The following is a 20,419-nucleotide window of genomic DNA, read 5'->3' as shown; positions in this document are numbered from 1 at the left end:
AGAAGAGAATTTAAAAGTGATAACAGTGACTTAGACTTGGTTTTTTGTTGTGTTATACATCCGATCAGCTGTTCTGAATTCCTTCTGGTATAAAACTGCTTGTGTTTTGGAGAGTGAGTTACGTTTAGTTCTAGCTTCCTTTGATTTGCCTCGCATAGGATTACCTCACTTGTATTAGTATTCCAAAGTTTGGAAACTTCGGTTGATACTATAATTACCAATAAAGTGAGCTTTATACCACTGCTTCATCCTCATTTATTTCAAGGTTACGGTGAATTTCATATTGTTCCTTAGTAATTACGAATAACTCATAGATTGGTTCATCTGTTGAAACACTGTTAATGTTTTCGTAAACCTGTGGATAAAGTACATTGCCCAAAGAAACAAAAGGTAATTTTAAAATAGCTTTTAATGATCTTGTATTTGTTTTTCTGATTTTAATAAAAATAGCTTCCATATTCTCAGAGAAAAACAGTTCATCGAAGAAAGCGTCTTTAGCTAGCTTGTTGTACCCTTGACCAAAATAAGGTTGACCGATCCAAGTGGCAAGAAAGCCTTTATTATCTTGAATATCAAATAAATTGATAGTACCGATCGGCTGATTGTACTCATCTATTATTGTACGAGAAATAAGTTCTCCATTTTCTTCTGCTTCGATTGTTTGTTTTGTTAAGAAATAAAATTCATCTGTAGAATAAGCTTTATGTCTTACATATGGGAATACTTCAGGATGTTTCATTAAATCGTATAATACTGGTGCATCCTGTAGTTCACGTTTTTTCAACATAATAAAACCCTCCAATTTGGAGGGTGAATAAACACTATTCTGGAAAAGCAATAGTGTGGTTTGATTCACCCTCGAATTTTTATCAAATACCAACAAAAATTCGGGGTGGGAATCGAACCCACTAGGACCAGAAAACTGGTGGCGCACCATTTGCCTTCCCTAACATGTAAAAATATGGACTATTTGTTACTAAGATATAAATTGATTCTGTCATATTAATATAAAATACCCATGACTATATTACACAAAAAACACCAAAATGGAAACATAATTTTTTGTAAAAATATCGACATTATCTGTAGGAAATACTAAATATTTCTATTAACCAAATTATATGCAAAGAATTCCATTAATGATACTGAATTGTTAGAAAATATCACCAAAAGCTTTGTCTATTCTTGGGAATATAAATGTATAACGATGATCATGTGCTTTCTCTGGAATAACGCACTGACCTTCAATTATTAATGTACTCATCTCACCGAGTATATTTTTTATAAAAAATGAAGGGACTGGCAACCAATAAGGTCTATTTAATGCTTTCGCTAAGACCTTACTAAACTCTTTATTTCTTAACGGAAAAGGAGCTGTGACATTCATGGCGCCTTTAATATCGCTATTATTGATGGCAAATTCAATCATTCCTATTACATCATCAATGTGTACCCAAGAAACCCATTGTTCTCCAGAGCCAATTCTTCCTCCAACAAATAATTTAAAAGGTAAGGCCATAAGCGGAAGTGCCCCACCATGCCCTAGGACTACACCTAATCGAGCTAATACGGTCCTTACGCCTAAACTTTCTGCCTGTAGTGCCGTTTGTTCCCACTGAAAGGTTATTTCACTTAAGAAATCTTTTCCAGGTGTAGTTGTATGCTCTGTGAAAGTTTCGGTAGTAGATGTACCATAAAAGCCAACAGCTGAAGCATTTATTAATACCGCCGGTTTGTTCTCCATATTGGAAATAAGGTTTATGATACTTTCTGTTGCTTTCATTCGGCTATCCATTAGATTTTCTTTTTTTTCTTCAGTCCAATAACCAAACAAAGAATCTCCAGCTAAATTTACAATTGCATCGATGTTAGGTAGTTCGGCATCGGGCTTATAGCTAGGGGATAACCATCCAATATACGTAATCGATTCAGTTGGTGCATGCTTTTGAGGTGAACGTGTTAAGATGTAGACTTTATGGCCGTGGCTAACCAAAGCTTCTGTCAGTTTTTGACCAATAAAACCAGTTCCACCTGATAATAATATATTCAAGTTTAGTCCTCCTCTATGAAATATGATTACAAACATACGTTTGTATGTGGTAAAATAAAAGTAATGAGGTGATCGAATTGACTAAGGTTACACGGATAATTATTCAACAAAAAAATAAACATCGTTTTAACGTCTTTATCGATGATGGACAAGGTGAAACATATGGCTTTAGTGTCGATGAAGACGTACTGATTGAAACAGGTCTTAAAAAAGGAATGGAGCTAGATTCTTCAACGATTGCTCTCCTAATACAAAAAGATAATCTACAGAAAGCTTATTCATTAGCATTAAACTATTTAAGTTATAGAATGCGCTCAAAGAAAGAAATTGTGGACTATTTAATGAAAAAGGAAGTGGATTCAGAACAAATTCAACATATAATCGACAGGCTAGTTCAAGAAAAATTGTTAAATGATAAGGAATTTGCCATCGCCCTTGTCAATACAAGAATGCATACGTCAAGTAAAGGCCCGATGCTGTTAAAAAAGGAACTGATTGAAAAAGGAATCTCTCCAGCTGTTATCGATGAAGCATTAGCTACTTTTACATACGAAATGCAATATGAAAAAGCGGCTAAATGGGTAACAAAAAAGCTTTCAGTAACTAGTAAAAAATCATTTAAGCAACAAATACAAAACCTTCAACAAACGCTTATCCAAAAGGGGTTTACGAACGATGTAATTCGTGATGTATTGGCTGAAGCACAAGAAGAGAAAAGTACAGATACTGAAAAAATGGCTGTAGCATTTCAAGGTGAAAAGCTTTGGAGAAAATACTCCACCAAAGCACAGGGTGCTGAGTTAAAACAAAAAGTTAAGGGTGGATTATATCGTAAAGGATTCGATATATCACTGATTGATGAGTTTATTGAGGAGCAATCAAACGAAGGTTAAAAGTTAATTGTCCTCGATTTGTATTTATTTAAAAAGAACCAACTTCACCCCTGGTATGGATAAGTATATCGTCTATTGCTTCATGGACATGTTTCACAACTTTACTTGCTTTCTTTTTTACATCTGGATGAGCACTCTCCATTGCATAGCTATATGGAGTCATCTCAAACATTGGAATATCATTAAAAGAATCACCAATAACAGCTATTTCTTCTGGTTTGATTGACATGTTTTTTACTAGTTGCTCTAGTCCGACTGCCTTACTTGTACCCTTTGGGACGATATCGACACAGTGGTTATCGGATAGGTAGCTTTCTGTTACATCAGAAAAAGATGCGTTAAGTTTGTCTTGAGCTGCTATAATTTCATCGGTTTCTCCAATTAGCATATACTTGCTAGGATGAATTCTCTGTCCGTATTCATGGATGAAATCAACACCCTCTAAAAGAGGAAACAAAAGCAATGGTTCGAACTCACGGATTTGAGCTGTTTTCTTGGAAATATAAATTTCATCTGCGGTTGTAATACAAAAGACATCATGATGCTCAGCAACAGCCTTGTGAACCAATGTACTAACCTCTTTATTAAATGTTTGCTTGTAAAGTCGTCTGTTTTCTTTATCAAAAACAAAAGCACCATTTTGACTAATCCGATGCCCTTTGGCTTCTATGTCGGTCAATATTTTCACAATATCGCGGTCCATTCGACCTGTCGCAACAGCGAATTCGATGCCTTGGCTGATTAACCGATGGATTGCGTGTTTGTCTTCGTCTATTATATGGTTTCCTTTTCCTAATAATGTTCCGTCAAGGTCTGTGGCAAATAATTTGAGCATAGTTATTCCCCTTTGTTATAGTCTTTATATTGATTATACCCTTTAATAATGCAAATAAAAAAGAGAAGTACTTTCCCATTAAAGTGGGAAAGCTCAGGAGGAAGCATCCATGGAGAAAAGATATAGTGAATTCACAGTAGAAGAATTACGTGACGAAGTGTCCAAACTTAAGGAAAAATTGCTTAAGGCAGAGCAGGTTGGAAATATTAGTGAGTATGCTATTATCGAAAGAAAAATGCAAATGGCCTTAGCATATACGTTAAATCCTAAGGACTATAAAAAAGAGGAAACGTATGAACTACAAGGAGACCCTGGTCAAACTTTTCAGATTGATTATATAAATGGCGTATTTGCGTGGGGTCATCGTATTAACTTACTTGGTCAGAAATATGACAAACAAGAAGCTTTGCCAATTTCAGTTTTAGGAAACAAAAAATAAAGGTACAGCTCATAATGAGCTGCACCCTAGTTGAATTTAATTAAATACCACGTTTTCCAGCTTGCACGGCAGTAATAATTTCACCTTGACTTTTTCTAGTTTCACCATTAATTTGGTGACTCGCGTGCTTACGACTTGCACGTGGGTTTTGAAATGGGTCTTGATATCGGTTTGAAAAGAATGGTTTGTGTTTGGACATGCTTGATTCCTCCTAAGAGTTATCGTTGATTAGACTGCTTCATACGTTCTTGTGGACGAGTGTTGGTTGACCCATCCGCACGTTTTGGGCTAAACTTTGCTTTTGCACGAGGTAGACCATCCATATGAGGTCTGTCAACTGGGAATCCATACTTTTTATTTCGCATTCGTCAAACCTCCCATTAAATAGCAACTAGTTAAGGTGTTGCACTATTTAATGTGTGCTTAAATTGCAATGTTATGTGGTACAATAACGATTATCTCGTTGGTAAGTATGTGCAAAGAAAAAAGATATGGGGTGAACGTTTTTGCAAGAGAGTATTCAACGCTTAGCAGAGCGATTATATGATAAAAACAAGACCTTAACGATTGATGATGCCCGAACATGGGTTGAATTACTATGGGAAGATTTTGAAGCAACTCGTGCCAAAGCTGGTAGAGGATACGAAGGGCAAAAAGTTACTGAGGATATCGTTACAAGATGGATCGAAAATTATGGTCCAAGATTGCACGAGTTTGTGGAAAATAACCAAAAGTATAAGAGGCTTTTTGAAAAGAAGCAGTATTTACAGTAATAGGACTAGTCATAATTAACAATAGGATCAATGGATCATGATTTTTCTTCAGTGTGAAAAATTCGTATTTGAATGAGTGAATCGATAGAGCTATGTAGTGAAAAGTAACCAAATTCATATCCGAGGAAAAGTTACGTCATCAAATAGGAACAAAAGTAAAAAGGCTGTGCAGTCACTGCATAGCCTTAAAATATTAAGTAGTCGGGTTTTCACCAAGCATTAGCTTACGTTGTAGCTTCTGTTCGGAGAAGATCCAGCCTGTATAGGAGCTTAGAATCTTAAGATCTTCATTTATTTGAACAACTGCAACAAATGGATAATGCCCTTTTGAACGATACCTTAAGTCAATAAATCTAACTTCAGTATAGTCGTCATATTTGTTCATTTCCCAACGGTATACGGGAGAAAAGGAAAGAAAAGCAGAGACATTTTTGTCCTCTTTTGCTCTAGCCATAAGTTTGTTATCAGGCAATGGTATTTTATTGAATTCATCTATAATATCAATATGACCATTACGTGCTATACCGACGTAGAATTTATCCTTTGTAGTAATGGCCAGTCTCCAGATGTTTTGTTTCATTGTTGGAGAGGTAGCAACTTTTTCGACATCGGGATAATACTCATTAATTTTCCGAACCAGTTCTCGTTTTTCTAAATATCTTTTTATATAATATAATAGGATCACAAAATAAATGATTAGCCAGGTAAAGGCTGGGTTTGCTCCTAATGACCAGGCGATTATCCCGATAATGTGAAAGGTGAAAATGTACGAATCGAACGTGTTAATAAAGCCATAAGCGACCCACCTGTTTGTAAATGGGCGGTAGGCTTGTGTACCATAAGCGTTGAACACATCGACAAGCACGTGTAAAATGACGGCTAGAAAGGTCCATAACCATAGATTGAGATATGGTACATCAGGGGTAAACGCATAGATAATGCCTGATACTGCAAGTCCCCAAAAAAGGACTGCAGGCATGGAATGTGTAAGGCCACGGTGATGTCTAATATATACTGCATTATTTTTTAATTTTAATATTGTATCGAAGTCAGGTGCCTGTGAACCTAGTATCGTACCCACCATTACTGCACTAAATAATGCTGGATCGTTTTGTACAGCAGGATCAAGGGTGGCCAATCCACCTAAAGCAACACCCATTACTATATGTGTTCCTGTATCCATCCATTAGGTCCTCCTTTGTCGTATAGATACAACTAATTTAAGTGTAACATGAAGGATGTAATTTATGAAAAATAACGATATAGAGAGTTTGTTACAAGAATTTGATCGTACAAGTTTTCAAGCAGATCTTATAAACTGGTTTGAAAAAGAAAAGCGTGATCTACCTTGGAGACAAGATCAAGATCCTTATAAAGTCTGGGTATCCGAAATCATGCTTCAGCAAACAAAGGTAGATACGGTGATCCCATACTTCAATAATTTTATTGAAAAGTTTCCAACATTAGCCGACCTTGCTGAAGCGGATGAACAAGACGTCTTAAAGGCATGGGAAGGTCTAGGTTACTATTCCCGTGCACGAAATCTTCAAACCGCTGTTCGCGAAGTAGTATCATCCTATGACAGTAAAGTACCGGACGTGCCTGAAGAAGTGTCTGGATTAAAAGGTGTTGGACCTTATACTACCGGTGCTATTCTAAGCATTGCTTATGGAGTGCCGGAACCTGCTGTAGATGGAAATGTTATGCGCGTTTTATCTAGAATTTTACAGATTGAAAAGGATATTGCAAAGCAGAGTACTCGTAAAATATTTGAAGCGTGTGTAAGACAGATTATCTCTAAAGCTAATCCTTCTTCCTTTAATCAAGGCTTAATGGAATTAGGTGCCTTAATTTGTACGCCTAAATCACCATCCTGTTTATTATGTCCAGTCCAAGAACATTGTAAAGCCTTCGAAAATGGAATCCAGGAACAACTCCCTGTTAAGTCAAAAGCTAAAAAACAAAAACATGTTCAATATTTCTCCTATATTATTAAGGATAAATATGATAATTACCTAGTTGAACAAAGACCTGATTCTGGACTATTAGCTAACCTATGGCAGTTTCCAATGGTTCCTTCTGCGGAGGTAGATGTCGAACATGCTACACAATGGATTAGTCAAGTGTATGGTATTGAAATTTCAGTGGGAACTAAGCTTAAAAGCATCAAGCATGTATTTTCCCATTTGACCTGGGATATCCAGGTGTTCGAAGCCACATGTGAAAGTGGAAGTTTGACGGGTGCCAGAGCTCAGTTCATTCCATTAAATCAATTAACAGACTATCCTTTCCCTGTATCACATCAAAAGATAAGAGAGCAGATCATTTTGAAGTAAAGGTCCTTGTTAAGGGCCTTTTTAATGTATACCGCCTCGTTCGATAATTTCCTTATTTATCTCCCTTAGAATTGTAGTGCCCTCTTCATTTAAGTACGGAGCTATTTGTGATAGTGCATTATGGTAATACTGCAGTTCTCCCTTACTCCAAGAGGATTTCTCCTCCATGATTAATGCACTCATATCTCGTCTTGTGTACATACATATTCACCCTTTTTCTTAAGATAGTTATATTTTAGACTTCGTTGATTAAAATCATTCATAATTAGGTGATAAAGCTAATGAATTGGTAAAAAATGAATTCTTTTATTTAAGAATATAAACTCCTGATATGGGTAAATTAATTCTTGCGGAGGTGATAGACATGGCTAAAAAACAAAAGCAGCCAAATGAAACTGTTGCAGGTACTAACATCGAGGAAGTAAGAAAGCAAAACCAAGCTTCTAAAGGTCAAGGACAATTTGGTACTGAATTTGCTTCTGAAACTAACGCACAAGAAGTTAGAAGACAAAACCAACAGTCTAAAGCTAACAAGAAGTAATGGTTAATCCCTGAATGATCAGGAGCTCTCCCAAACGAGGAGAGCTCCTTTTTCTTTATATAAAATGTGGGAAAACCTACCTCCAACTATTTTAGTCTTTTGTTTCCATTCTTTATGCATAAAAGTTATAATAAATTTATTAACCTAATTCGACATTATATTAGAAAGGAAGATAGGATGGACGGCCTAGAACCAGGTTCCACCATACAAATTCAAAGCTATAAACACAATGGGCAACTCCATCGCGTTTGGGATACAAGTATGGTGTTAAAAGGGACAAGTAATATGGTAATTGGAGCTAACGATAAAACGTTGGTGACAGAAAGCGACGGTCGTACATGGACAACAAGAGAGCCAGCAATTTGTTATTTTCATTCTAAACACTGGTTTAATATCATAGGAATGTTACGTAACGATGGTATTTACTATTATTGTAATATTAGCTCCCCGTTTGTTTTTGAAGAAGCGGCAGTGAAGTACATTGATTATGACCTTGATATCAAAGTATTTCCTGATATGACGTTTACTTTATTAGACGAAGATGAGTATGAGTTGCATAGTCGACAGATGAATTATCCTAAGGTATTAGATAGCATTCTTAAAAACAACATAGAATACTTAATTAGATGGATTAGACAAAGAAAAGGTCCTTTTTCACCAGAGTTTGTTGACCAATGGTACGAACGTTACTTGACTTATCGGTAAAATATTATTAATAAGTTTAATTAATTCCTTGTCTCTTTAAAATGGTGACAAGGTTTTTATATTAGAGGTTGATGTGTTTTTATTAGAGGGGTGATTTCTGATTTGGATAGTATAAAGAGATATTTGTCATTTGTAAAACCGTATAAGTGGAAAATTTTATTAACTGTTTTAATTGGTATATTTAAGTTCGGTATTCCATTATTAATGCCACTTATCGTTAAGTATGTGATTGACGATATAATCGGTGCAGAGCAGATGACTAATGCAGAGAAACTTTCAGAACTATATTGGTTGGTAGGTGGAGCATTCTTGGTGTTTCTAGTGCTTAGACCGCCAATTGAATATTACCGACAATACTTAGCGCAATGGACAGGTAATAAAATTTTATATGATATTCGTGAAAAGCTATTTGATCATATTCAAAAATTAAGCCTAAAGTATTATTCACAAACAAAAACAGGTGAAATAATTTCGAGAGTCATTCACGACGTTGAACAAACGAAAAACTTCGTTATGACAGGTCTTATGAATGTATGGCTCGATATGGTTACCATTCTTATTGCAGTTGGAATTATGATGTCGATGAATTTTTGGTTAACAATTGTTGCAATAGCACTCTTCCCACTGTATGGATTTGCAGTAAAACTCTTTTACGGAAGACTGCGGAATCTTACAAAGAATAGATCCCAAGCATTAGCTGAGGTGCAAGGCCACTTACACGAACGTGTTCAAGGGATACCTGTGACGCGTAGTTTTGCTTTAGAAGAATATGAGCAAGATCAGTTTAATCGTCAAAACAGTAACTTTCTTGATAAAGCGATTGAGCATACGTCGTGGAACGCCAAGACGTTTGCTGTGATGAACACTATTACAGACCTTGCTCCATTATTAGTTATAGCATTTGCAGGGTACTTTGCGATTACGGGTGATTTAACGGTTGGTACGATTGCTGCATTTGTAGGGTATATGGATAGGGTTTATAGTCCATTAAGAAGATTAATCAGTTCTTCTACTACACTTGTTCAATCAATCGCATCAATGGATCGTATGTATGAATTTTTAGATGAAGAGTACGATATTACCGATAAGCCGAACGCAAAGAAATTAGAAGAAATTAAGGGCGAGGTAGAGTTTGATAAGGTTACATTCAGATATGAAGACGAGGAATCGTTAGTATTAAAAGACATATCACTAAATGTAAAGCAAGGGGAAACCATTGCATTTGTGGGAATGAGTGGTGGCGGTAAATCTACGATTATTAGTTTGATACCACGGTTCTACGATGTGTCTAGTGGTAGTATTAAAATTGATGGAACCGACATACGAGACGTGAAAGCAAGATCATTAAGGGATAAAATTGGAATGGTTTTACAAGATAACATTTTGTTTAGTGAATCCATTGCAATGAATATCCGAATGGGAAATCCCAATGCTTCTGATGAAGAAGTAATCAAAGCGGCTAAAGCAGCTAATGCCCATGACTTTATATCTGAACTTACGAATGATTATGATACATTAGTCGGTGAACGTGGCGTTAAGTTATCTGGTGGGCAGAAACAGCGAATTGCCATTGCCCGTATCTTTTTAAAGAATCCACCAATCCTTATCTTAGATGAAGCAACATCTGCGCTTGATTTAGAAAGTGAACATCTAATCCAAGAAGCGTTAGAAAAACTTGCTTCAGATAGAACTACATTTATTGTGGCACACCGGTTGTCGACAATTACACATGCTGATCGGATTGTCTTAATAGAAAATGGTGAGGTTATTGAACAAGGAACCCACAAGGAATTAATGGAATTACAAGGTGGCTACCACCGATTGTATCAAGTCCAACAATTAGATGACGAACCAACGATGAATGACTATGTGGAACAGCATTAATAATAATTCAAAAAAAGGAGCATGGGTTTCCAAGCTCCTTTTTTTATGGATAAATACTGGTTAGCAAACATATCCGTCGAAAATTCAAACATATCCGTCCAACTTCAGCATATATCCGCCCGTTTCCTGAATATATCCGCCCACCTGCCAAATAAATCACTTCATTCCCAATTTATATCCGTCAATATAGCCTTTGAAGCATTTAATTACTTAACAGCTGATTAACGCTTTTTTCATCTTCTATTTTTTCTTCTATGAGTTTTACTAGGTCTTGTTTAGTTGTAAATTCACTTAGATCTGTCCCGTACCAATCGTATAAACCTTCTTTTGTCAGCTTATATTCTTGAGTGTCAATATGAAAGATGATCCAGTCTACATTTTCAACTAATGTAAATAGAAAGGAGGCATTATATATAACCGTTTCCTTAAATTTTTGCTCTGAATTTTGCCAGTTGTACTGTAAAATTATACCGTACGGCTCATCCTTTGTTTTCAGTTCCATTTCTTCAAAATGATCACTTTGCTTTAATTGATTTACGATATTAGCTACAGCACTGTTATCTCCTACATTAGAACCTTTTAACTGAAATAATTCGTCTTGTTCTTCACTAGAGTTACACCCAGTAACTAGCAGAAATACCACTAAAAGCAAAAGTAATCGGACTATATGTTTCATCATTAACCTCCTAGAAAGCTTCTATTTACTATTATAAATGAACGAGTATAATTATGTATGGATCAGATAGTAACTTTTTTGGTCCACTTTCTATATAAGCTCACCATAAGGCTAGAAGCGAAGACACTACCATAATCAAATTTTTAATATAAACCTAAGGGAGAATCTCAGTGAAGCATCTTAAATTTACAAGTTACCTAACTGTTCTGTTCAGTGTGGCACTTATACTTAATACATACAGTGATATTTACCTCGAACCTCCATTTTCTTATATAGATGTTATAGCTACTATACTTTCCATCGCTATCTTTGCCACCACAATTTTGCTCATAACAAAACTTTTGAAAAGATATTCTAGCATTTCCCTAAGAACCAAAATCTTGCTGACTATTCTTTCATTCACTATTTCGATATTTGTTGTTATTTTACTTGAAAATGTATGGTTTGAAGTTACAAGAAAAATGTTGTTATAAAAAAAAGCATGTGATTAGGCAACTAACCACATGCTTTTTCTATAACCTTATTGTTAATCCTTCTGTGAAAAAGAAAGTTGTTCGTCCTGATGGTATTGCTGGTAGCTCTTTAATAGGGTTTGTAAGTGATCTAAATGATGTTGATATTCCATTAATCGGGATGCTAATGGAAGGAAAATTAAGCGATCCTTTTCTCCCTCCTGATAGACTTGGATAAGAGTTTCCACCAGATGCGGAATATCAGGCTCTGTTATATCTTGTAAAGTTTCTTTATGATGCTTTCTAATTCTACCCATCGAGCTTAATAGTAATCGTTCGTGAGAGTGAATCACCTTATCTAATTCCTGAATTAATGCTGTTTGGAACATCGTTGGTATTGATTCTATTCTTTCATCGAGTTGATGAAAGGCTTTTAAGACATCAAATGATTTCTTTGTCGTCGCTATCATTTGACGAAATACAATTAGTTTTCGAGCTTTAGATAATCGATTTTTCTTTAAATAGGTTCTTTCCTCAGTAAACAATAGGTACGTTTGATCAATATAACTTATTTCGTTTTGAATCCTAGTTATTTCTCCTTTTAGTGCAGGATCATCAGATAAATGTCGTGTTGTTATCCGTAGCCATTGCAATACATCAGAGGTTGTTCGGTCTATTTTGTGAAACAATTTCGTTTCATATTTAGGTGGCAAAAATAATAGATTCACCAAAAATGCAGAGAAAATACCCAAGGTTAATGATGAAAAACGCATAAGTGCGAACTGAATAACTTCCATATCTGTAGATTCCATTACAGCTATGACGGCCACAATTGCTAGTGAAATAGTCCCTTCTGACAGTTTAATGTACATACAAATGCCGATTACGAGTATCGTAGTAAATCCAATGACAAATGGGTCATTTCCCAGAGTGAATACAATAATCGTAGCTATACTAACCCCAATGATATTGGCTTGCAGTTGTTCTAATATGGTTTGGAATGATCGATATATGGACGGCTGAATAGCGAACACAGCAGCAATTCCAGCAAATACTGGAGAAGGAAATCCTATAAAGGTTGCTGCATAAAGTGCAATTGCAACAGCTAGTCCTGTTTTCAACATCCTCGCGCCAAGTTTCATAACATCATCCTTCACTAATCTATATAACTAATTAAGTATATAGTATCTCTATTATGAATAGAACTCATCTTTATTATAACAAACATAATAGAAGGTAAAAGTGTCAGGATTATGGACGAAAAAAAGACCTCCTGCGATTACGCGAAGGCCAAGTCTTCATGCTTTGAAGGGAAGTCATACAAATTGACAAAAAGCATGAGTGAAAATTATTAAAATTTTCAGACTTATCATAGCATAATTTGTCAAAATAATCAATTAATAATTATTCAACATAATGTATAAAAAACCATAAAAATAATGTAAACCCTTAAATCGTCGGCTTTGAAAACGTTCTCTACTTATAAAAATTAATAATAGCTACTTCTCATAGGTTACAATAATATAAGAATTCGACTTAGTAAACCAATCGAAAGTAAAATAAAAACAGTAATGGAAGTAGTCGGTTCTAATTCCATTACTGTTATCTACATTAGTTTTATTTAGAGGACATCTTATTAAAGGCATGCCTCACAGCAGAAATTGTTTCTTCCATATCTTTTTCTGTATGGGCAATTGTTAGGAACAATGCTTCATACTTAGAAGGTGCAAGGTTAATTCCTTGGTTTAGCATTAGCTTAAAGAACTGTCCAAATTGTTCACTACTACTGTTCTCAGCTTGAGCGTAATTTTGTACTTTTTCATCTGTGAAATAAACAGTTAAAGCTCCCTTTAAACGATTAATCGTAATCGTTATTTCATGATCAGAAGCTGCTTTCAAAATACCTTCTTCTAACATTTTCCCAAGATTATCTAGCTTTTCATATGTTCCGGGTTCTTGTAGTACTTCTAAGCAAGCAATTCCTGCCGACATGGATGCTGGATTTCCTGCCATCGTACCTGCTTGATAAGCAGGACCGAGTGGTGCTACTTGTTCCATGATTTCTTTCTTGCCACCGTATGCTCCAATTGGGAGTCCGCCACCTATAACTTTTCCTAAGGCAGTCATATCTGGTTCCACTCCAACTAGTTGTTGGGCACTTCCATAAGTGAAACGGAAAGCAGTAATGACTTCATCATAGATAACGAGTGCCCCTGCATCATGTGTCAGTTGGTTTATTTGCTCTAAATAACCTGGTTTAGGCTCCACAATACCAAAGTTACCAACGATCGGTTCAACTAAAACTGCTGCAACCTGATCGCCCCAACGATCCAGAGCTTCTTTATATGCATCAATATCATTGAATGGTACAGTGATAACCTCTTGAGCAGTTGATTTTGTCACACCAGCAGAATCAGGGTTACCTAGAGTGGAAGGTCCAGACCCTGCTTGTACAAGAACGATGTCCGAATGTCCATGGTAACAACCAGCAAACTTAATGATCTTATCTCGATTTGTGTACGCACGAGCTACTCGGATTGTGGTCATTACAGCTTCTGTTCCTGAGTTTACGAAACGAACCTTTTCTAATGAAGGAATAGCTTCTTTTAACATTTTTGCAAATTGATTTTCCAGGGCGGTTGGAGTCCCGAAAAGAACCCCGTTATGAGCTGCTTTCGTAATGGCTTCTGTGATATGTGGGTGGGCATGTCCTGTAATAATTGGACCATAGGCAGCAAGGTAATCAATATATTTATTGCCATCCACATCCCAGAAATAAGCACCTTCTCCTTTTTCCATATAGACTGGTGTGCCACCACCAACCCCTTTATATGCACGTGATGGTGAGTTAACACCACCTACGATATGTTCTTGTGCTTCTTTATGTAAGCTTTCAGAATTAGTGAACTTCATTTGTATACCTCCAGAGTATGTATTTCGTAATTTATTATAACAGAATTAGTAGCTAAGATACTTCGTTGACTATTATGCTAGTCATTCCTTTATCTATAAAGGAAATAATCGAAATTTAGTCATTACTTTTTTCCTTCTACGTAAACTTAGAATAATACAAGCTTTGGTAGAAGGGTTGATTGTGTGGTTGCTATCGTCTCAATAATTTTAATCTTAGTACTGATGTGCGGAAGTCTATATTCCTTTATTTTTGATAAAGCTTATAAAAAAAGTTATTTTTCCTATGAAATTTTTTATACCTTATTAATTATTTATTTTGTTGTACTAGTTGGATTTGGCCTTCTGTACTTTTTGTTGTCTTTTAGTGGCGTTCTTTTGGTAGAGGATGGCAAGCTAGGTGAAGTGGACAGACTTGAATCATTAGCCCATTCCTTTTATTTTAGTGGGGTTACACTGATGACGGTTGGTTATGGGGATATTACTCCTGTCGGTTGGGGACGATTAATTGCTTTGATTGAAGCCTTAATCGGATATATACTACCTGCAACTTTCTTTCTGAAAATTTGGCAGGCTTCCACAGAAGATAATATAGAAGAAGAGGATCAAGAAGAAAAGGACAAGGAACGGGATATCAATTATTTGTAACTCAGCCTTAGATTAGATACTCTTGTAATAGAAACTTATGAATGATGTAAATGGAGGTATTATGGAATGAGCATAGAAATAGGTAAAAAAGCACCAGATTTTTCTTTGAAGAATAATAGTGGTGAAACGATACGTCTAGATGATTTAAAAGGAAAAAACGTCGTGCTTTATTTCTACCCGAAAGATAATACGCCTGGTTGTACAACAGAAGCCTGCGATTTTCGTGACAACCATGAAAGTTTTGCTGATTTAGATGCGGTTATTCTAGGAGTTAGCCCTGATTCAGAGGAAAGTCATAAGAAGTTCGTAGATAAACATGAATTGCCATTTCAACTTTTAGTTGATGAGGACCACAAACTTGCTGAAGAATACGGCGTTTGGAAGCTAAAGAAAAAGTTTGGAAAAGAATATATGGGGATTGAACGATCTACTTTCATTATTGACAAAGAAGGCATACTTCAAAAGGAATTCAGAAGTGTGAAAGTAGATGGACACGTGGAAGATGCGTTAAATTTTATTCGTGAAAATTTAAGCTAAGAATAAGGGCCGTTGTTCTAATAAGAGCGACGGCTTTTTATGTTCAATTAAACAACTAGGTCTTAAGGTGGAGAGTCGGTCCATCTCACGCTTGATTTTTAAAATGGCTGGAGGAAATCCGGCAAATAGAGAGAATTAACTTATAAACGAAAAAAAGGAGGGGTTAGATGAAAGATCCTAGATTAGAGCAATTAGCAGATTTACTCTTAACACACTCATTAAAAATAAAAGAAAACGAGAAGGTTTTACTATCCGGAACAACTAATTCTAAACCACTATTAAAGGAATTAATTAAAAAGGCATATAGCTACAAGGCTATTCCTTATGTTGATTTAATGGATGATGAATTAAAACGTCTTGAAATATTAGGTGCTCCCGATGAAAAGTATGAATTGGCCAACAAATGGAATATGGAAAGATATAAAGATATTGATGCATTCGTTCAAATTATCGGTGAAGAAAACGATGCAGAATTTGGGGAAGTGCCAGCTGAGAAATTCCAACAAGCAGGCAGGATTATGAAGCCATCCAATGATTACTTAATTGATAACAAAAAATGGGTACTATTGAATTATCCAACGCTTGGAGCGGCACAAAAAGCATCGATGAGCTTTGATAGTTTTTATGATTATGTATTGGACGTTTCCACTGTTGACTATAAGAAGATGGAAGAAGCACAAAAGCCGTTAAAAGAACTAATGGATCGTACTGATAAAGTTAGAATTACTGCTGAGGGGACCGATTTAACCTTTTCAATCAAGGACATTCCAAGTGTAATGTGCTATGGCGATAATAATGTTCCAGATGGTGAAGTTTTTACAGCACCGGTTAAAGATAGTGTTAATGGGACCATTACTTATAATACGCCTTGTCCTTATCAAGGCATTACCTTTAATAATGTCTCTTTAACATTTGAAAATGGGAAAATTGTCAAAGCTACGGCTGATAAAACAGAGGAAATTAACAAAATACTTGATACAGATGATGGTGCACGTTATATCGGAGAGTTTGCGATTGGAGTAAACCCGATGATAAAAGAGCCGATGGGAGATATTTTGTTTGATGAAAAGATAACAGGAAGTCTACACTTTACACCAGGAGAAGCGTATGATGAAGCTCCTAATGGTAATGAGTCAGCGGTTCACTGGGATATGGTGTTAATTCAGCGACCAGAGTATGGTGGTGGTGATATATATTTTGATGATGTTCTAGTTAGGAAAGATGGTTTGTTTGTTTTAGAGGAGTTAAAGGGCCTAAATCCTGAAAACTTGTTGTAAATTAGGTAAAGCATCTATACAAGTGCATCTCAAGGTACATATAGTATCTAGAACCCTGAAACCTCCCCTTTTTTAAGATATATTTTATGTCGGCACAAGGTATAACTTCCTTGTGCTTTTTTTTATTTATACCGCTACTAGGAAGCGGACTACTCCATAGTAACCTGATGTGGTTGTCTATTGAAAGGTGTGGATTGCTCTTCTAAAAATGTACATAATCAAAATATAAAATTAGTAAAAAGTAAAATGATCTATGTTTGGTTACAATAAAAAATAGAAATAGGAGGTATTACTTTTGCGCATTTATACAAGGTCCGGAGACAAAGGGACAACTTCTTTAATATATGGCCAAAGAGTTCCGAAGAATCATTTACGAGTAGAGGCCTATGGAACTTGTGATGAAGCAAATTCGATGATAGGACTAGCTTTGAGTTTCGTTGAAAAGGAAGTGGATTGGGATGAGAAACAAACATTTATCGAAATGATGCATCGTGTCCAAACAGTCTTATTTCATGTCGGATCAGAATTGGCTACACCCGAAGACAAAGAGGTTGTTTGGAAGTTAAAGCAAGTCCACATTGATGAGTTGGAAGAACAGATAGATAACTGGCAAACTCATTTACCTGAATTAAGGAACTTCATCTTACCTTCTGGAAGTTCGGCATCTGCTGCGCTTCATAGTGCAAGAACTATTGTCAGGCGTGCAGAGCGGATGATAGTAGGATTGAAAGAGGAGTTACCTGATACATTAGTATTTTCTTATTTAAATCGTTTATCGGACTTTTTATTTGTGGCAGCGCGGTTTATTAATTTGAAGTCCAATGGTGAGGAGCGTACGTTGAATATCAATCATTAGTATAATTTTTGGTTTAATTAATATACTTTTATTGACAGAATGTTTATAATGCAGTTACACTAATTATAAGAATTATAAAATAATAATTGTAATTATACACTAAAAATTGTAGTCTATTACTATAGGGGATTTTTATATTATCATTGAAAGTGAGGTGCATGGCGGTGTCTGAAGTAAGACTTCAAGAAGCTGTTCATAGGTTGAAAGAATCTGGGGTTAGAATCACACCACAACGTCATGCGGTACTTGAATTTTTGTTGAATGCTGAAATCCACCCTACCGCTGATGATATTTACAAAGCTTTAGAAGGAAAATTTCCTAACATGAGTGTGGCGACCGTTTATAACAATTTAAGGGTTTTTCGCGAGATTGGTCTAGTTAGGGAACTCACGTACGGGGACTCATCCAGTCGTTTTGACTGTAATACTTCGAAACATTATCACATTATTTGTGAAAGCTGTGGAAAGATCGTTGATTTTCATTATCCAAGTCTCGATGAAGTGGAATCATTAGCCGAACAAGTAACAGGTTTTGACGTTAGTCACCACCGTATGGAGATCTATGGTACTTGTAACAAATGTAAGGAACAAAAGAAAGCATTAGTTTAAATACAGCAAATCCCTTTTTGAATAAAAAGGGATTTTTTAGTTAGGAAATGAGTTTGTTATTTCTGCAGAGAATACTTGGACTTTAACATCCGTAATTGTCTAAAGAGATGAAAAATCCGCCTTGATTGGGCGGATTTATTTTTATCTCTTTAGTTGTTTTCTCTTTTACTTTGTTTCTTTGAGTTATACTTTTCATCAAATTCTTTTCCTTCTAAAGACCTGTCCATCGTAAGTGGTTGTCTGCAGTGCATGCATGCGTCAACTCGTCCAAGCATTTTTGTTGGTTTTTCACAAGAAGGACATATTATTTGTACGGCACGTGTAGATAACAGACCAATCCAAAAGTACACAACAGTACTAAATACAATACATAAAAGACCTAGTAAAAAAAGTGTTGCCATTAACCAGCCAATTTGTTTAACTAGAATTCCAACATACATAACTCCGAAACCAATGAAAATTAAACTAAGAGCGAAAGTACGAATTTTATTGATTTTATTTGAATAATTTAAAGAAGCCAATTTATATCCCTCCACACCAGGTAGTATAGCATATTTGGATAAAAAGGCGTTACTCTTAGATATGCGAAAATCGGACTTGAGTAGCTACTCTTAGAATAATGGAAAATTTGAATTTACTTGAAATGTTCTTTATAAAAAGGATTTTATTGTTGTTTATCGAAATAAGTGTTTAACCTATTTATTGGAGGAAAGCAAATGGAAGACTTGTTAAGGCCCATCTACCAAGAGAGAGCTAGTAACCCTCATACTTTGGGGATTTTGTTAATTGAGAAGACAAAACCAATTAGCCCTGAAACAGATGACTTTGATGTGATTCTTTTGATTATTGTCTCGAAAGCTGAACAAAATTGGCTTGTAAAGCATTACGAGTTTAATGGGAAATCAGCAGCAATGCACATTGTTCATGAGAATTTACTTAAAAATTGGATTGATACAAGCACATATCGTCGAGCAGTTGAATGGATTATAAATGGTAAGGCTATTTTTGACCGTAATGAGTATGTTGAGAATTTAAAAGAAGAACTAAGGGTCTTTCCTCATGAAAAAAGAAAATTGAAAATGGCAATTGAATTTGCGAAATTAACTAGAAGCTATAGTGAATCTAAAGATTTATTAGATTCTGGTCATGCTTTGGATGCTTATAGCCGTGTTTTGCGTTCCTTACACTATTTAGGAAGATTGGCTATTATTGAGAAAGGTTACCATCCTGAAGTTTTAGTATGGAGCCAAGTTAAACGAATAGATCCTGAAGTATATAAGTTATATGAAGAGTTAATTAAAAGTGATGAAGAAACGAGTAAACGTGTGGAGTTAATGTTACTTGCAGTTGAATTTGCCTTAAGTACTCGTGCAAAAGCTTGTGCGGAGCATCTAATAGATATAATGAATCAAAATAGTGAACCGTGGGGTTTTGGGGATTTGAAAGTACACCCTGAAGTAAGTTCTTATGCACTGGACTTAAGCACAATGGTAGAATACTTAACGGAAAAGCATATTCTTGAAGTAGTATTAGAAGAAACAAAAGGGAGAAGTATTTATCATCGTAAGTATAAAGTAAAGGAATAAGATGCTGTGTAAGTGTAATTATTAGTGAGCATTACTGACTAGTCTTCTATATAAGAAAGGTGAGTTTAGAAGGCTAGTAAGGTTTTTCGAAAAAAGAGTTGACTATGATTTACCACCGTGATATATTAATTAACGTCGCAAAAACGACAACAGTCATTTTAAACAACAGTTAAAAACTTGTTGACAGGAAAATTGATTGTATGGTATATTGAGTTGGTCGCTTTTAAGCGCTAACAACCATAGATAAACAAAAAGTTGTTGACTTTAACATAACAACTTGATATAATTTGGAAGCTGTCGAAAAACAGCCTAAGAAATTATTGATCTTTGAAAACTGAACAAAACAATCAGTATGTCAAGTAAGAAACAAGCTAGTCAAGTTTTAGAGCAAGCAAACACTTTATGGAGAGTTT

At 35.5% G+C, this 20,419-nt stretch carries 25 protein-coding genes; 13 read left to right on the top strand and 12 right to left on the bottom strand.

Annotation, left to right across the window (positions count from 1 at the left end; genetic code table 11):
* Positions 1-30: 30 nt before the first annotated feature.
* The 3 genes from H7K77_RS05470 to H7K77_RS05460 all read right to left on the bottom strand — a co-directional run bounded on the left by H7K77_RS05470 (position 31) and on the right by H7K77_RS05460 (position 2,050).
* Positions 31-156: a YfhE family protein gene (locus H7K77_RS05470; protein WP_186576720.1), complete on the bottom strand. Its 126-nt coding sequence runs from the start codon at positions 154-156 to the stop codon at positions 31-33.
* A 76-nt stretch (positions 157-232) separates the two neighbouring features.
* Positions 233-787 carry a GNAT family N-acetyltransferase gene (locus tag H7K77_RS05465; protein WP_186576719.1) on the bottom strand — a complete coding sequence of 185 codons (555 nt, stop codon included), beginning with the start codon at positions 785-787 and terminating at the stop codon, positions 233-235.
* Between the two features lie 366 nt (positions 788-1,153).
* Positions 1,154-2,050, bottom strand: coding sequence for a TIGR01777 family oxidoreductase (locus H7K77_RS05460; RefSeq protein ID WP_186576718.1), 897 nt, complete (start codon positions 2,048-2,050; stop codon positions 1,154-1,156).
* 77 nt (positions 2,051-2,127) lie between these two features.
* On the opposite strand from H7K77_RS05460, the gene recX reads away from it, so the two are divergent.
* The gene (gene recX, locus H7K77_RS05455; protein WP_186576717.1) at positions 2,128-2,943 is read left to right on the top strand and encodes a recombination regulator RecX; all 816 of its coding nucleotides are present in this window, start codon (positions 2,128-2,130) and stop codon (positions 2,941-2,943) included.
* 28 nt (positions 2,944-2,971) lie between these two features.
* On the opposite strand, the gene H7K77_RS05450 is transcribed toward recX, so the two are convergent.
* Positions 2,972-3,778: an HAD family hydrolase gene (locus H7K77_RS05450; RefSeq protein ID WP_186576716.1), complete on the bottom strand. Its 807-nt coding sequence runs from the start codon at positions 3,776-3,778 to the stop codon at positions 2,972-2,974.
* A gap of 109 nt (positions 3,779-3,887) precedes the next feature.
* Between H7K77_RS05450 and H7K77_RS05445 the strand changes: the two genes are divergently transcribed.
* Positions 3,888-4,217, top strand: a complete 330-nt coding sequence (locus H7K77_RS05445) for a YfhH family protein (protein WP_186576715.1) — start codon at positions 3,888-3,890, stop codon at positions 4,215-4,217.
* Positions 4,218-4,257: 40 nt separating this feature from the next.
* Here the strand turns inward: H7K77_RS05445 and H7K77_RS05440 are convergent, their stop codons facing one another.
* Positions 4,258-4,416 carry a YpzG family protein gene (locus H7K77_RS05440; RefSeq protein ID WP_186576714.1) on the bottom strand — a complete coding sequence of 53 codons (159 nt, stop codon included), beginning with the start codon at positions 4,414-4,416 and terminating at the stop codon, positions 4,258-4,260.
* Between the two features lie 19 nt (positions 4,417-4,435).
* Entirely contained in the window at positions 4,436-4,582 is a 147-nt protein-coding gene (gene sspK, locus H7K77_RS05435) for a small, acid-soluble spore protein K (protein WP_186576713.1), read from the bottom strand.
* Positions 4,583-4,723: 141 nt separating this feature from the next.
* On the opposite strand from sspK, the gene H7K77_RS05430 reads away from it, so the two are divergent.
* A complete protein-coding gene (locus H7K77_RS05430; protein WP_186576712.1) occupies positions 4,724-4,990 on the top strand; it encodes a YfhJ family protein in 267 nt (88 codons plus the stop codon).
* A gap of 193 nt (positions 4,991-5,183) precedes the next feature.
* On the opposite strand, the gene H7K77_RS05425 is transcribed toward H7K77_RS05430, so the two are convergent.
* Positions 5,184-6,173 carry a metal-dependent hydrolase gene (locus H7K77_RS05425; protein WP_186576711.1) on the bottom strand — a complete coding sequence of 330 codons (990 nt, stop codon included), beginning with the start codon at positions 6,171-6,173 and terminating at the stop codon, positions 5,184-5,186.
* A gap of 64 nt (positions 6,174-6,237) precedes the next feature.
* Between H7K77_RS05425 and mutY the strand changes: the two genes are divergently transcribed.
* Complete coding sequence (gene mutY, locus H7K77_RS05420; protein ID WP_186576710.1) at positions 6,238-7,326, top strand: A/G-specific adenine glycosylase; 1,089 nt, start codon at positions 6,238-6,240, stop codon at positions 7,324-7,326.
* A gap of 21 nt (positions 7,327-7,347) precedes the next feature.
* On the opposite strand, the gene H7K77_RS05415 is transcribed toward mutY, so the two are convergent.
* The gene (locus H7K77_RS05415) at positions 7,348-7,527 is read right to left on the bottom strand and encodes a hypothetical protein (protein WP_186576709.1); all 180 of its coding nucleotides are present in this window, start codon (positions 7,525-7,527) and stop codon (positions 7,348-7,350) included.
* A gap of 163 nt (positions 7,528-7,690) precedes the next feature.
* Here H7K77_RS05415 and H7K77_RS05410 point away from each other — a divergent pair, with 163 nt between their 5' ends.
* The 3 genes from H7K77_RS05410 to H7K77_RS05400 all read left to right on the top strand — a co-directional run bounded on the left by H7K77_RS05410 (position 7,691) and on the right by H7K77_RS05400 (position 10,456).
* Positions 7,691-7,867 (top strand): gamma-type small acid-soluble spore protein, encoded by a 177-nt coding sequence (locus H7K77_RS05410; RefSeq protein ID WP_186576708.1) that lies wholly within the window; start codon positions 7,691-7,693, stop codon positions 7,865-7,867.
* Between the two features lie 177 nt (positions 7,868-8,044).
* Entirely contained in the window at positions 8,045-8,572 is a 528-nt protein-coding gene (gene ntdP, locus H7K77_RS05405; protein WP_186576707.1) for a nucleoside tri-diphosphate phosphatase, read from the top strand.
* A 102-nt stretch (positions 8,573-8,674) separates the two neighbouring features.
* Complete coding sequence (locus H7K77_RS05400; protein WP_186576706.1) at positions 8,675-10,456, top strand: ABC transporter ATP-binding protein; 1,782 nt, start codon at positions 8,675-8,677, stop codon at positions 10,454-10,456.
* Between the two features lie 202 nt (positions 10,457-10,658).
* Here the strand turns inward: H7K77_RS05400 and H7K77_RS05395 are convergent, their stop codons facing one another.
* The 3 genes from H7K77_RS05395 to H7K77_RS05385 form a co-directional block, all read right to left on the bottom strand.
* Positions 10,659-11,132 carry a DUF4825 domain-containing protein gene (locus H7K77_RS05395; RefSeq protein ID WP_186576705.1) on the bottom strand — a complete coding sequence of 158 codons (474 nt, stop codon included), beginning with the start codon at positions 11,130-11,132 and terminating at the stop codon, positions 10,659-10,661.
* Positions 11,133-11,658: 526 nt separating this feature from the next.
* Positions 11,659-12,741, bottom strand: coding sequence for an FUSC family protein (locus H7K77_RS05390; RefSeq protein WP_328701042.1), 1,083 nt, complete (start codon positions 12,739-12,741; stop codon positions 11,659-11,661).
* 460 nt (positions 12,742-13,201) lie between these two features.
* The gene (locus H7K77_RS05385; protein ID WP_222599235.1) at positions 13,202-14,497 is read right to left on the bottom strand and encodes a glutamate-1-semialdehyde 2,1-aminomutase; all 1,296 of its coding nucleotides are present in this window, start codon (positions 14,495-14,497) and stop codon (positions 13,202-13,204) included.
* Between the two features lie 222 nt (positions 14,498-14,719).
* Here H7K77_RS05385 and H7K77_RS05380 point away from each other — a divergent pair, with 222 nt between their 5' ends.
* The 5 genes from H7K77_RS05380 to perR all read left to right on the top strand — a co-directional run bounded on the left by H7K77_RS05380 (position 14,720) and on the right by perR (position 18,420).
* A complete protein-coding gene (locus tag H7K77_RS05380) occupies positions 14,720-15,142 on the top strand; it encodes a potassium channel family protein (protein ID WP_186576791.1) in 423 nt (140 codons plus the stop codon).
* 66 nt (positions 15,143-15,208) lie between these two features.
* Positions 15,209-15,679: a thioredoxin-dependent thiol peroxidase gene (bcp, locus tag H7K77_RS05375; RefSeq protein ID WP_186576703.1), complete on the top strand. Its 471-nt coding sequence runs from the start codon at positions 15,209-15,211 to the stop codon at positions 15,677-15,679.
* A gap of 167 nt (positions 15,680-15,846) precedes the next feature.
* The gene (locus H7K77_RS05370) at positions 15,847-16,956 is read left to right on the top strand and encodes an aminopeptidase (RefSeq protein WP_186576702.1); all 1,110 of its coding nucleotides are present in this window, start codon (positions 15,847-15,849) and stop codon (positions 16,954-16,956) included.
* Positions 16,957-17,251: 295 nt separating this feature from the next.
* Positions 17,252-17,812 carry a cob(I)yrinic acid a,c-diamide adenosyltransferase gene (locus H7K77_RS05365; RefSeq protein WP_186576701.1) on the top strand — a complete coding sequence of 187 codons (561 nt, stop codon included), beginning with the start codon at positions 17,252-17,254 and terminating at the stop codon, positions 17,810-17,812.
* A 158-nt stretch (positions 17,813-17,970) separates the two neighbouring features.
* On the top strand, positions 17,971-18,420 hold the full coding sequence (perR, locus tag H7K77_RS05360; protein ID WP_186576700.1) for a peroxide-responsive transcriptional repressor PerR: 450 nt from the start codon (positions 17,971-17,973) through the stop codon (positions 18,418-18,420).
* A gap of 149 nt (positions 18,421-18,569) precedes the next feature.
* Here the strand turns inward: perR and H7K77_RS05355 are convergent, their stop codons facing one another.
* Complete coding sequence (locus H7K77_RS05355; RefSeq protein WP_186576699.1) at positions 18,570-18,941, bottom strand: YgzB family protein; 372 nt, start codon at positions 18,939-18,941, stop codon at positions 18,570-18,572.
* 195 nt (positions 18,942-19,136) lie between these two features.
* Between H7K77_RS05355 and H7K77_RS05350 the strand changes: the two genes are divergently transcribed.
* Positions 19,137-20,006 carry a nucleotidyltransferase-like protein gene (locus H7K77_RS05350; protein ID WP_186576698.1) on the top strand — a complete coding sequence of 290 codons (870 nt, stop codon included), beginning with the start codon at positions 19,137-19,139 and terminating at the stop codon, positions 20,004-20,006.
* Positions 20,007-20,419: the final 413 nt, after the last annotated feature.

Origin of the sequence: Aquibacillus kalidii, assembly GCF_014280935.1 — a bacterium.
Lineage (GTDB): Bacteria > Bacillota > Bacilli > Bacillales > Amphibacillaceae > Aquibacillus_D > Aquibacillus_D kalidii.
Note: the sequence above shows the minus strand (reverse complement) of the source record. Positions and strands in the feature narration are given on the sequence as shown.

Excerpts from the sequence above, each read along its gene's own strand:
- ntdP (WP_186576707.1), top strand. The coding sequence starts at position 8,045 with ATGGACGGCCTAGAACCAGGTTCCACCATACAAATTCAAAGCTATAAA.
- H7K77_RS05465 (WP_186576719.1), bottom strand. The coding sequence starts at position 787 with ATGTTGAAAAAACGTGAACTACAGGATGCACCAGTATTATACGATTTA.
- H7K77_RS05395 (WP_186576705.1), bottom strand. The coding sequence starts at position 11,132 with ATGAAACATATAGTCCGATTACTTTTGCTTTTAGTGGTATTTCTGCTA.
- mutY (WP_186576710.1), top strand. The coding sequence starts at position 6,238 with ATGAAAAATAACGATATAGAGAGTTTGTTACAAGAATTTGATCGTACA.
- sspK (WP_186576713.1), bottom strand. The coding sequence starts at position 4,582 with ATGCGAAATAAAAAGTATGGATTCCCAGTTGACAGACCTCATATGGAT.
- H7K77_RS05450 (WP_186576716.1), bottom strand. The coding sequence starts at position 3,778 with ATGCTCAAATTATTTGCCACAGACCTTGACGGAACATTATTAGGAAAA.
- bcp (WP_186576703.1), top strand. The coding sequence starts at position 15,209 with ATGAGCATAGAAATAGGTAAAAAAGCACCAGATTTTTCTTTGAAGAAT.
- H7K77_RS05425 (WP_186576711.1), bottom strand. The coding sequence starts at position 6,173 with ATGGATACAGGAACACATATAGTAATGGGTGTTGCTTTAGGTGGATTG.
- perR (WP_186576700.1), top strand. The coding sequence starts at position 17,971 with ATGGCGGTGTCTGAAGTAAGACTTCAAGAAGCTGTTCATAGGTTGAAA.
- H7K77_RS05470 (WP_186576720.1), bottom strand. The coding sequence starts at position 156 with ATGCGAGGCAAATCAAAGGAAGCTAGAACTAAACGTAACTCACTCTCC.
- H7K77_RS05385 (WP_222599235.1), bottom strand. The coding sequence starts at position 14,497 with ATGAAGTTCACTAATTCTGAAAGCTTACATAAAGAAGCACAAGAACAT.
- H7K77_RS05350 (WP_186576698.1), top strand. The coding sequence starts at position 19,137 with ATGGAAGACTTGTTAAGGCCCATCTACCAAGAGAGAGCTAGTAACCCT.
- H7K77_RS05415 (WP_186576709.1), bottom strand. The coding sequence starts at position 7,527 with ATGTACACAAGACGAGATATGAGTGCATTAATCATGGAGGAGAAATCC.
- H7K77_RS05370 (WP_186576702.1), top strand. The coding sequence starts at position 15,847 with ATGAAAGATCCTAGATTAGAGCAATTAGCAGATTTACTCTTAACACAC.
- H7K77_RS05445 (WP_186576715.1), top strand. The coding sequence starts at position 3,888 with ATGGAGAAAAGATATAGTGAATTCACAGTAGAAGAATTACGTGACGAA.
- H7K77_RS05410 (WP_186576708.1), top strand. The coding sequence starts at position 7,691 with ATGGCTAAAAAACAAAAGCAGCCAAATGAAACTGTTGCAGGTACTAAC.
- H7K77_RS05380 (WP_186576791.1), top strand. The coding sequence starts at position 14,720 with ATGTGCGGAAGTCTATATTCCTTTATTTTTGATAAAGCTTATAAAAAA.
- H7K77_RS05440 (WP_186576714.1), bottom strand. The coding sequence starts at position 4,416 with ATGTCCAAACACAAACCATTCTTTTCAAACCGATATCAAGACCCATTT.